This window comes from Polynucleobacter sp. MG-5-Ahmo-C2, assembly GCF_018687735.1.
In the GTDB taxonomy this organism is placed as follows: domain Bacteria; phylum Pseudomonadota; class Gammaproteobacteria; order Burkholderiales; family Burkholderiaceae; genus Polynucleobacter.
The window spans coordinates 1,386,947-1,398,326 of record NZ_CP061304.1; the positions used below are offsets into that span (position 1 = coordinate 1,386,947).

11 protein-coding genes are annotated in these 11,380 nt (G+C 45.8%); 1 reads left to right on the forward strand and 10 read right to left on the reverse strand.

Annotation, left to right across the window (positions count from 1 at the left end; genetic code table 11):
- Positions 1-2: 2 nt before the first annotated feature.
- The 7 genes from ccoP to C2740_RS07195 form a co-directional block, all read right to left on the reverse strand.
- Entirely contained in the window at positions 3-929 is a 927-nt protein-coding gene (gene ccoP, locus C2740_RS07165) for a cytochrome-c oxidase, cbb3-type subunit III (protein WP_215292711.1), read from the reverse strand.
- Complete coding sequence (locus C2740_RS07170) at positions 926-1,093, reverse strand: cbb3-type cytochrome oxidase subunit 3 (protein ID WP_371818568.1); 168 nt, start codon at positions 1,091-1,093, stop codon at positions 926-928. The genes ccoP and C2740_RS07170 overlap by 4 nt, the downstream gene beginning before the upstream one ends.
- A gap of 20 nt (positions 1,094-1,113) precedes the next feature.
- Complete coding sequence (gene ccoO / locus C2740_RS07175; protein ID WP_215292713.1) at positions 1,114-1,761, reverse strand: cytochrome-c oxidase, cbb3-type subunit II; 648 nt, start codon at positions 1,759-1,761, stop codon at positions 1,114-1,116.
- Between the two features lie 10 nt (positions 1,762-1,771).
- Positions 1,772-3,214, reverse strand: a complete 1,443-nt coding sequence (ccoN, locus tag C2740_RS07180; RefSeq protein ID WP_215292715.1) for a cytochrome-c oxidase, cbb3-type subunit I — start codon at positions 3,212-3,214, stop codon at positions 1,772-1,774.
- A gap of 167 nt (positions 3,215-3,381) precedes the next feature.
- Positions 3,382-3,561 (reverse strand): cbb3-type cytochrome oxidase assembly protein CcoS, encoded by a 180-nt coding sequence (ccoS, locus tag C2740_RS07185; protein WP_215292717.1) that lies wholly within the window; start codon positions 3,559-3,561, stop codon positions 3,382-3,384.
- 9 nt (positions 3,562-3,570) lie between these two features.
- Entirely contained in the window at positions 3,571-5,997 is a 2,427-nt protein-coding gene (locus tag C2740_RS07190) for a heavy metal translocating P-type ATPase (RefSeq protein ID WP_215292719.1), read from the reverse strand.
- Positions 5,994-7,190 carry an MFS transporter gene (locus tag C2740_RS07195; protein WP_251369620.1) on the reverse strand — a complete coding sequence of 399 codons (1,197 nt, stop codon included), beginning with the start codon at positions 7,188-7,190 and terminating at the stop codon, positions 5,994-5,996. The genes C2740_RS07190 and C2740_RS07195 overlap by 4 nt, the downstream gene beginning before the upstream one ends.
- 123 nt (positions 7,191-7,313) lie before the next feature.
- On the opposite strand from C2740_RS07195, the gene C2740_RS07200 reads away from it, so the two are divergent.
- Positions 7,314-8,297, forward strand: coding sequence for a tripartite tricarboxylate transporter substrate binding protein (locus tag C2740_RS07200; protein WP_215292723.1), 984 nt, complete (start codon positions 7,314-7,316; stop codon positions 8,295-8,297).
- A gap of 8 nt (positions 8,298-8,305) precedes the next feature.
- Here the strand turns inward: C2740_RS07200 and C2740_RS07205 are convergent, their stop codons facing one another.
- From C2740_RS07205 to C2740_RS07215, 3 genes are read right to left on the reverse strand one after another with little or no spacing between them, the layout of a single operon-like run.
- Positions 8,306-9,061 carry a 2OG-Fe dioxygenase family protein gene (locus tag C2740_RS07205; protein WP_215292725.1) on the reverse strand — a complete coding sequence of 252 codons (756 nt, stop codon included), beginning with the start codon at positions 9,059-9,061 and terminating at the stop codon, positions 8,306-8,308.
- Between the two features lie 32 nt (positions 9,062-9,093).
- On the reverse strand, positions 9,094-10,050 hold the full coding sequence (locus C2740_RS07210; protein WP_251369621.1) for a tripartite tricarboxylate transporter substrate binding protein: 957 nt from the start codon (positions 10,048-10,050) through the stop codon (positions 9,094-9,096).
- A gap of 23 nt (positions 10,051-10,073) precedes the next feature.
- The gene (locus C2740_RS07215; RefSeq protein ID WP_215292729.1) at positions 10,074-11,372 is read right to left on the reverse strand and encodes a TAXI family TRAP transporter solute-binding subunit; all 1,299 of its coding nucleotides are present in this window, start codon (positions 11,370-11,372) and stop codon (positions 10,074-10,076) included.
- Positions 11,373-11,380: the final 8 nt, after the last annotated feature.

Below are 11,380 nucleotides of genomic sequence, written 5' to 3' on the forward strand. Positions count from 1 at the left end.
ACTTACTTCGCGTCTGCTGGTTGCTTATTATTGGATAAGCCCCAAACATAGGCAGTAAGCAACTGAATCTTCTCAGGACTTAATACTTTATCTTGAGCAGGCATCATTGCCATGCGACCTTTGGTAACAGTCTCAACAATCGTTGCTTCTGAGCTACCGTATAGCCACGTTTTATCAGTCAAGTTTGGTGCACCTAATGCGATATTGCCTTTGCCATCCGCGCCATGACATGCTGCGCAGTTTGACTTAAATACTTCAGCGCCACGCGCAGCTTTAAGATCATCGGCCGGCAATCCGGAAAGACTACGTACGTAGTTAGCTACATCCACAATCTGCTTACTATCTAATTGCGGGAATGGAGGCATTACACCACCACGGCCATTAGTAATCGTAGTCTTGATATTTTCTGGTGAGCCACCATACAACCAATCGCGGTCAGTCAAATTAGGAAAGCCTTTTGAGCCACCAGCATCTGAGCCATGGCACTGTGCACAGGAATTTAAGAACAAACGTTGCCCCATTTCACGCGCCTTAGGATCGGCAGCAACCTGCTCAATATCCATCTTTACGTATTTGGCATACACAGGCTTGAGTTCATCGTTCGCTGTAGTCATAGACTTCATCAATGCGCCATCTGTGCTGTAACCCAAGACGCCAGGATAAGAGCCTAGACCTGGATAAAGTACAAGATAAACCAATGCAAAGATGCATGAGAGTAAGAACATCCACATCCACCAACGTGGCAATGGATTATTTAATTCACGTAGATCATCATCCCAAACGTGACCAGTATCAGCAACTGCACCGTCAGGTGTATGAATAACCTTAGCCTTGCGTTGAGAAAATAATAACCAGATGCACCAAACAATACCGACCAATGTTACTAAGGCGATATAGGCACTCCAACCGGCACCAAGAAAGTCACTCATGATTTATCCTTACTGAATTCATCGGGAAGATCGAACGGAAGTTCGGCGGATTCTTGATTAGCAGACTGTCTTTTTGCAGACCATGCCCACCAAACGATTCCTAAAAACACTACCAAGCCAAGCACGGTAGAAATTGCTGAGAGATAGGGAGCGATATTTTGCATAGTTTCTCTATTGCTAAAAATTATTTAGCAACTACCTCGTCAACAATGATGTATCTACGATTAACGCCAAGGCCTTGAAGATAGGCTATCAACGCATCCTCTTCAGTTTTGCCTTCTAACTCTTTAGGTGCATTAGCGATTTGCTCATCAGTGTATGGAACACCTAGGCGACGCATTGCAGTCATATGAGAAGAGATAGTGTCAGCGGCTGCTAGCTTCTGTAAATAAGGATAAGCCGGCATATTAGACTCAGGCACTACATCGCGTGGATTGCGCAAGTGAATACGATGCCAGTCATCTGAATAGCGACCACCTACACGAGCCAAATCTGGACCAGTACGCTTACTGCCCCACAAGAATGGGTGATCAAATACAGATTCACCAGCCAATGAGTAAGGACCATAACGCTCTACTTCTGAGCGCAGCGTACGAATCTGTTGTGAATGGCAACCTAGGCAACCTTCACGCTGATAAATATCACGGCCAGCTAAACGCAAAGCGGAATATGGCTCTACGCCAGGACTTGGCTCAGTTGTAGAGTGCTGGAAGAATAAAGGAACGATCTGTACTAAGCCAGCAACCGAGATTGCTGCAATGGTAGCAATGATCAGCCAACCAACATTACGCTCAAGCGTTTCGTGGGAGAAAAATCGACGTTGTTCTGACATGTTCTTTTCCTTAGTGAGCGGCGATGGACGCTTGTGGAATAGGAGCGTCTACGAATTTTTTGTTAATCACAGTTTTGTAGACGTTGTAAGCCATCAACAACATGCCGCTTAAGTAGCACAGGCCGCCTAATAAACGAATGACATAGAAAGGATAGGTTGCTTTTACAGACTCAACAAAGCTGTAAGTCAAAGTACCATCTGGTTCGAATGCTCTCCACATTAAACCTTGCATTACCCCCGCAATCCACATCGCAGCGATATAAATCACTACACCAATGGTTGCAATCCAGAAATGCAATTCAATTAATTTAGTACTGTACATATCACGCTGACCAACCAAGCGTGGGATGAGATAGTAGAGAGAGCCGATAGTAATCATAGCAACCCAACCTAAAGCACCGGAGTGAACGTGACCGATAGTCCAGTCTGTGTAGTGAGACAAACTATTCACAGTCTTAATGGACATCATGGAGCCTTCAAAGGTAGACATACCGTAGAAGGACAATGCCACCACTAAGAACTTCAAGATCGGATCACGACGCAATTTATGCCATGCGCCTGACAAAGTCATGATGCCGTTGATCATGCCACCCCAAGATGGAGTCAATAAAATCAGAGAAAACACCATACCTAAAGACTGGGTCCAGTCTGGCAAGGAGGTATGTTGCAAGTGATGAGGACCCGCCCACATATACGTAAAGTTCAAAGCCCAGAAGTGAACAATAGATAAACGATATGAGTAGATTGGACGCTCAGCCTGCTTTGGAATGAAGTAATACATCATGCCCAAGAAGCTGGTGGTCAAGAAGAAGCCCACTGCGTTATGTCCATACCACCACTGAATCATGGCGTCTTGTGCGCCAGCGTATGCAGAGTAAGACTTAAAGAGGCTCGCTGGCATTTCGATGTTATTCACGATATGCAACACTGCGATCGTCAAAATATAGGCGCCGAAGAACCAGTTTGAAACGTAAATATGTTTAGTTTTGCGCTTGATGATCGTGCCGAAGAATACGATTGCGTAGGCAACCCAAACCACAGTAATTAATAAGTCAATTGGCCACTCAAGTTCAGCGTACTCTTTAGAGCTTGTGATACCTAATGGCAAAGTGATGGCGGCAGACACAATCACTGCTTGCCAACCCCAGAAGGTAAACGCTGCTAATTTGTCACAGAACAATCGCACTTGGCAGGTACGCTGCACGATATAGTACGAAGTCGCAAATAAGGCAGAACCGCCAAAGGCAAAAATCACCGCATTGGTATGCAAAGGACGTAAGCGACCATAGCTGAGCCAAGGAATATTAAATGTGATTTCAGGCCAGATGAGTTGGGCTGCGAGGATGACCCCCACGAGCATGCCAACAATTCCCCAAAGTACAGTTACTAAGGCAAATTGACTGACAACCTTGTAATTGAAGGTATCTTGATTACTCCCCACGGTAAGTCCCATGGTTTCTCCTTTTTTGTGACCAAACAGCGACATAATCCAAATAGACTGGATTGATTATCAAAGTAAGACTTACAAGGAGGTTTGATCTATATCAAAAAGGGTGGGTCAAAATACTGCGGTACTCGGGAGATAGCTGGGGAACCCTCAAAAGTCCTTTAAATACATATCTATTGTTGAGAGTGCTCACTAACTTTTTGATGGCTTGGAGCATCGTCATCCATCAAGATAGATTCGCCTGGACCGTCTAAATCATCAAACTGGCCACTTTTAATGGACCAGTGCAAAATCCACGCTAGTAGGCCCACCAAAATCAAAGACAAAGGGATGAGAAGAAATAGACTTTCCATCCCTATAGTCTAAGCTTTTCGCAAACGCCAGGCATTTAGAGTCACGGCAAGGGAGGATAGAGACATCCCAATGCCAGCGACCCAAGGATTAACTAGGCCCATCATGGCAGCCGGAATAGCGAGCAAGTTATAAACAAGGGCCCACAATAGATTTTCTTTAATAATGGCCTGCGTTTTATCAGCCAGTCGCAAAGTTTTTGCTAAGGGCTCTAAAGATACCGAAGTCAGAATGGCATCCGCACCCGCCGATGCCAAAGGCGCTCCGGCACCTACCGCAACTGAAATATCGGCACGTGCCAATAAGGGCGCATCATTCACGCCATCGCCAATTGCCCAGACAAAGTGCTTATCTTTTTGCAATCTTTCAATATAGGTATATTTATCCTCAGGAGTGCAGCCGCCTTGATAGCTTTCAATGCCAACATGCTGTGCCCACCAAGCAACAGTTGCCGGATCATCGCCTGAAACTAAGTGCACAGTGATTTTTCTAGACTTCACTACTTTTAAAAACTGATCAAGCCCAGGTCTTGGCGTATCCAAAAAAATAAAACTCGCAATAAGCCCTTGCTCATCAATCAAATGTACTTGACCATACTGCCCTACTCGCCCATCCTGCTGAACGCCTAACCAGGCTGCACTTCCCAAGCGATATGTGCCTGAGCTTAAGCCCTTACCCAGTTGATTCTCAACAGGATTGCTAAGAGTTGGGAGCGTTAAACCTTCCGTTTGTACTGCGCGCATTAAAGAGAGGGCTAAGGGATGTCTTTGGCCAGCTTCCAATGCAGCAGCTAATGCAAGCGCATCTTCACGACGATAGCCGGCACGTAAATTGATGACCTCTTGTAGCTCTGGCTGACCCATTGTTAAAGTGCCAGTCTTATCTAATACAAGATCGGTAGTCTTAACTAAACCCTCGAGAACATGTCCACGCACTATCAGTAAACCTAATTTAGTCACCGCACCTTGTGCTGCTGCCATCGCAGTTGGTACAGCAAGTGATAAAGCACAAGGGCAACTTGCCACCAAGACGGAAACCAAAACAGTCCATGCTTGACTCGGATCAAAGTACAACCAAATTGCTGACGATATAAAAGCACTCAGCAATAAAAATGCAACAAAGTATGCTGCCCACTTCTCAGCAAGACCCACCATCACCGGCTTTGCCAATAGCGCTTGATCTAGCAGCGAAGCAATCCCTGCAATACGAGTAGACTGCCCTACCGCCTCAATTCTCATCAATAGTGGATTGAGAATATTGTGCGTTCCAGCATATAAGCGATCGCCAATCTTTTTCTCTACAGGCTTTGATTCTCCAGTCAGCAAAGATTCATCAAGCGCACTTGGGTTTTCAATCAAAATACCATCGGCAGGCACAACCTCACCAGGCGAAACACGAAGTACTTCTCCTGGCTTGCAATTCACTACAGGCACGACTTCAATCTCTTGGGATGCGGGGTAATACAGCGCACGCTCACAGGTAGCAGGCAATTGTTTTGCTAATGCTTCTGCTCCACCTTGCGCATCTTGTCTTGCAAGCAGCTCAACATAACGAGCGGCCAAAATAAATGCCACAAACATCGTGATCGAATCAAAATAACTTTGACCTGAACCCCTTACTAAATTAATCGTGCCAGCAATAAATGCCAAGGCCAAGGCAATCGCAATGGGAACATCCATACCCAGCATTTTGGTTTGTCTAAAAGACTGCACACTTCGCCAGGCTGCTTGGAATATTGGTCCCGCTGAATACACCATCACTGGTACCGTCAACGCCCAACTCGTCCAACCTAATAGCAAGTCAAATTCTGGAGTAATGTCTGCACCAACGTAAGTGGGCCAGGCATACATCATGACCTGCATCATGCCCAGCATAGCCACACCCAATCTCGTGAGTAATTGCCGTCTTTCTTTTTTCGCTTTATCTAGCGCCAAGGAAGGCTCAAAAGGCCAGGCCTCATAACCCACTCGCTCGATTTCAAAAAGTAATCTTGCCAAGCTTGTTTTAGTTGGCGTAAATCGCACAATCACTTTTTGCGTCACATAATTAATCTGCACATCTTTGACACCGTCAATACGTCGCAAATGTTGCTCACATAACCAGACACATGCTGCGCATCGAATTTTTTCTAAACGTAAAGTTGTTTCTAGATCACTAGTATCGCCATACGGTCTGGTAAAACGTCCTAACAGCGAAGGATCATCGTAGGGCTTGAGCTTTTCTGGAATTTCATTAAGGGCAAGATAGGCAGCAGGCTTATCGCTCGATTGAACACGTCTCGCGTAAAAAACCTCCAATCCTTCACCATGAATCGTTTGGGCAATTGCCATACAGCCCGGGCAGCAAAATGAACGGCTTCCGCCAGCTAGGTCTGCTTCAATTAACTCGCCAGGCGCAATGACGCTCGAGCAGTGATAACAAGTCAAAGTCTTACTCATTCAGCTGCTTTACCCACCCAGCCATTACGACGCTCATATAGAACAAATAGAACACCCCAGATGACAACGGCGGCATACGCCCAAATCCAAGCAGCTTGAGATGAACGTGATCCTGAAATATCCAACACCAGGCCGAAGATAGCCGGGCCTAACATACCGCCTCCAAAGCCCATTAAAGAATGAAGCCCCATTGCAGCGCCCTTGATATTTTCTTTAGCGCTAATGACCAGACCTGCAGTCAAGGTTGCAGAATCCGCCATGATAAAAATAGAATGGCCAATGGCTAAGCTAATAATTAGCCACCATGATTGCCCGGTGGAAGAGGCCAACGCAATCCCTAGGACAGCACTCGTCAACATCACAATACATATCCACCTCTGACGCCCTACTCGAAGCGTAATCTCATTTCCAAGAATAGAGGCAGGCACCCCAAAGAAATTAATCACGCCAGACAAAGTAGTTGCTGCTAAGAAAAAAGCTTCTCCGGAGGCTATGGCACAAAATGCAAAGAAAGCCACAATCCAACTTCTAGAGGCGAATAGCTCAATCGTGTGAGCGGTATAACCAAAAATAAAGCCAGATGCTTTTTTATCTTGCAATACGGATTTCCATTTGTCGACTGGAAATATGTCATGCAAGCGAATATTAATCGGCCCCTTCCATTTCTCATGCTGGAGAGGTGGAATTAGAAGTAGAACAATTAAAAAGGCTGTGAAAGGTCCCAGCGCAATGATGCCAAATACATAATGCCAACCAAGTGCACTTAAGATCCAGCCGGAGCATAAATAAGAAAATCCAGTACCGATCCCAAAGAATGCTGTGTAGAAAGCAATGTGGCGAGTAAGCTCGCCAGCCTGAATACGATCAGACAAAATTTTGAGTCCGGGCATATAAGTACCAGCAAGACCAGCGCCATTCATGGCCATGAACAGTAAAGCAGTCCAAAAGTTGAATGCCAATAGACCCATGCCCAAGAGACCACAGGTAGCAGAGAGACCGCCGACCAAGTAGACCTTACGCGCATCCACTCGATCAGTTAATGCAGTAGCTAATGGTACGGCCAACATATAGCCAAAGAAAAATGCACTCGCAATTAAGCCGGACTGCAAATTAGTTAAATGCCACTCTTCCTGCAAAGTGGTTAATACCACCGCGTAGCAAGCAAAGCCCAATAAAGCACAGGTTTGTGCCATGAGCATAAGGGGGGTGTAACCAGCTGATCGAAAGCGCATAAAGTGTCAGTAAAAACGTGAATCCATTCTACTCGCCCTAAAAAGCCAAGACCCACTACACTTAGAAAAATGGATGGAGACAGTATGAAAAATAATCGTATTTTGGGTAATTTAATTAAGCTTGGTGTAGGAGTCTTGATTGGGCTTAGCTGCACCTTGGTCTTAGCTGATGTATATCCGTCAAAACCCATTAAAGCTATTGTTCCATTTGCCCCTGGTAGCACAACCGATCAAATTGGTCGCGCCTTTGCAGCCAAGATGTCTGAACTTTTAGGTCAGCCTGTTGTGATTGAAAATCGACCTGGGGCCAATGGACTCATTGGCGCAGATTTTGTTGCCAAGGCCCCTGCAGATGGCTACACGATTTTATTTGGAACCAACAGCACAAATGCCGCACTAAAAAGCTTAGTCAAAAACTTACCCTATAACCAAGACACCGCTTTCACTCCCATTGGATTCTTTGGCTCAGCACCACTCATCATTACCATTAACAATGATGTGCCGGCTAAATCGCTCAATGGATTTGTGTCTCTTGCTAGAGCCAATCCTGAAAAAATGACTTTTGCTTATGCAAGTACCTCTCAACGCGTTTCCTCGGAAATGCTCGCCACTACAGCTGGCATCAAAATGACCGGTGTATCTTATAAGAGCGGCCCAAATGCCATGACAGATGTCATTGGTGGTCAAGTCGATATGTTCACAGCCGACTTTGGGGTCTCGCTGCCACAAGTACAAGCAGGGAAAATACGCGGTTTAGCGGTAACGTCACTCAAGCGCTCACCCGCTATCCCAGAGTTACCCACGGTAAATGAAGCACTTGGCATTAAGGGTTATGAATTACTCTCCTTCTTTGCCGCATTCGGTCCTGCTGATATGCCAAAAGAGGCCATTCTCAAACTCAATAAAGCGATTAATGAGGCGTCAAAATCGAAAGATGTTACTGAGCGATTTTCTGCCATGGGTTTCGAGACTCAAGCAGTAACACCGGAAGCACTTGGCCAGAAAATTAAATATGAGACTGCAAAATGGGCTAAGGCTATTAAGGATGCTGGCATTCAACCAGAATAAGTGCTGACTTACTGCTGGCCACGATTTGGAGAATCCTGAAAGCCGGTAGATCTATAGGTTAAAACCAAGGTATCGCGATAACCGTAGTCCCCAACAGGCTGAATCGGGGTTGATTCATGGATCATGCGTTCATCATTCATGAGTAATAAGGACCAAGGTTGGTCTAGCGTGAAGCGCAAACCGGCAGAGCCCTGCGCATCAAATATTCTGGTTTCACCACCTTTTATGCCAACTCGATTCAACAAAAATACAGCCACAAAATCTACGCCATCACGGTGTGCACCCTCAGGCGTTGGTCGCCCAATACCATCAGTAGTATCAATCCGAAATTGATGCGCTTCAACAAACCAAGTGGTCACTGGTTTTAAACCATTCAATACTTGAGCAAGCCCAAGCAAAAGAGATTGCCAAGCTGGATCATTTAACAAGGCGGCTTGCATGGGTTCAAACCAACGTTCAATTCCACCATGCAAAGCGTTGTAATCAACCGACTGCCAGTGTGCGCGATGGGGCACTAAATTAAGGTGGTCGCCTTTAATCGCATAACTAGCATGACGACGAAAGCGGTAACGTCCACCATCTTTTAAATAAGGGTCGCGAGGTAAACCCTCCCAAAACTGAGTTAATTTCTGTAAATTTTCCGGCTTTACCTTAGCAATCTCAGCTACAGTTTCAGGCGATGCCACAGCATAACCCTGAGAGCGCAAAGCTTGCGCAAGCTCTTTAGCTGGAGTCAGCAGTGGGGCGAGCGAGGCATTAGTCATCGAGCTATTTTAGGGCAATCATCAGCACAGCCTTAATCTAGCTGTGCGCCGGATGCTTTCACAATTTTTGCCCACTTAGCCAATTCGTCCTTCAGCAAGACCCCTAGCTTTGCAGGGGGCACTGGATTCAGATCTAAACCCTGTGCATTTAATTTCTCACGGACATCCGCTCTTGCCATCACCTTATCCATGGCCACTTGATTTTTCTTAATTACATCCGTGCTCACACCGATAGGCGCAAAAATGGCAACCCAAACCTCACCTACACAATCAGGATAGGTTTCCGCAATCGTTGGGATCTCAGGGGCGGCACTAGAGCGCTTGGCAGAACTAATCGCAATTGCCTGGAGCTTACCTGTCTTGATGTAATTGATTGCTGATGGCAGGCTTGCAAAAGCTAAGGGCACTTGTCCACCCAAAACATCATTAATCGCAGGGGCAACCCCCTTGTATGGAATATGCTGCATCTCGATGCCAGCACTAGCATTGAGCATGGCGCCAAGCAGATGGCTAACAGTGCCATTACCAGCAGAAGCGTAGGACAGTTCGCCAGGCCTCTTCTTTGCAGCAGCAACTACCTCAGCCAAGGTCTTATAAGGGGATCCTGGTGGAGAAACCAACACATAGGGTGTGGCGCCAATATAGTACAGCGGCACAAAATCATTTACTGGATCAAACCCGGGATTCTTATAGAGAGATGGATTAATCGCTTGTGCACTATTAATCGTTAAGAGCAAGGTGTAGCCATCCTTAGCAGAACGCGCCACACTCTGAGTGCCAATATTGCCGCCCGCACCAGGTCTATTTTCAACCACAACAGAGCTTCCAATAGCCTCCCCAAAAGCTGGGGCAATTAAACGGGCAACGATATCGTTTGTTCCACCCGCAGCCTGAGGCACCACCAAGGATATGGGCTTATGAGGATAAGGCTGAGCCCATACGGGTAAAGCAATAGATAAGCCAACAATAACGATGAGTAAGCTGTTCATTTTTTTACACATGATGCCTCCAATTAACTATATAACTTTAAGCGTTCCCGCACTTCCCCAATATGCCCCTTCAGGTCATACCACTCCTTCGCATCCATCATTGATACCTTCATACTTCCAACTCGGCGCTCTATGGTCTCCAGGTCTTTCAAATTCTTTTCTTTCAGCTCAGGATTTAGCGCATTTTTTTCAAGGGCCTTTAATTCTTCGTAAACCTGAGCAAGCTTCAGCTTTAAAAAGAAGTTCTTTGCGGCCGGAATATAAGTAAATAAAGGTATAAAAATTACCAAGAGGGGAATCACAATTTTGATGAAGCGCCCAACCCAAACCGCAGTCCAAAATGGTAGATGACGGTGCAAGAATGAAGGTCCATCTTTTAAATAAATTTCTGCATCCACATGCAACGGAAAATCTAAGCCAGCACCAGAGGGAAACTCACCCGCTTTTTGTAAACGGGAATAGGATTTCAAAATATCGTAAGAAGCGCCCAACAATAGAGATACCAAAGCAGGGCTAACACTCTCTTGAGCAACTAGGGTAGCTGTTGGTGCAATGACCTGTATATCCTGACGTGGCAAATCATGCTCAATACTCAGCAGACCTCTAGGGACAGCTACCTTAGACAGGTAGGGTAGATTACGCGTATAGGCATCTGCCTGCTCAAAATTCATTAAACGGATATTCGGTATTGCATAAAAACTCTTGAGAACTGGCGCCTCAGCGGCAGCAACAATAAAGACCACATCCAACTCACCTTCGTTGAGTTTTTGAATAGCCTCATCTGGCTTGAATTTTTCTATGTGAATTGCGCTTAATGGAACTCCAGTAATCTTTAATAAAGCATCGCTCAAGGCTAGAGTCCCGCTTCCATCATTGCCAATAGAAACGCGCTTACCCTTCAATTGCGTGAGCACCCTTAAGCCGCCCTCACTTTTGAAGGCTCCCTCACGGTACCAAACCCAAACGGGCTCATAAAACATACCTGCAATGGAGATTAAGTCAGGATATTTGCCAACATCGGCTACCCCACCCTGCACTATCGCAAAATCGACTCCTGATTTTGGATCACTCAACAGCCTCAGATTATCAATCGTTCCACCAGTTTCCATGACATCCAGTTTGATGCCATCCTCAGCAAGTTCAGCCTTTAATCGCTCCCCAAAATGGTAGTAAAGCCCCGTCGGAAAGCCGGCTGCCATTTCTATTGCTTTTGGTGGAGGCGGAATCAGAACCCATAAAACACCGAAAATAGTAGTCAGAATCAGGAGAAAGCTAGCTAACACAGCTATAGGATTAAATAGGTGTTTTTTCAGGGATTTCATAGAAGTCT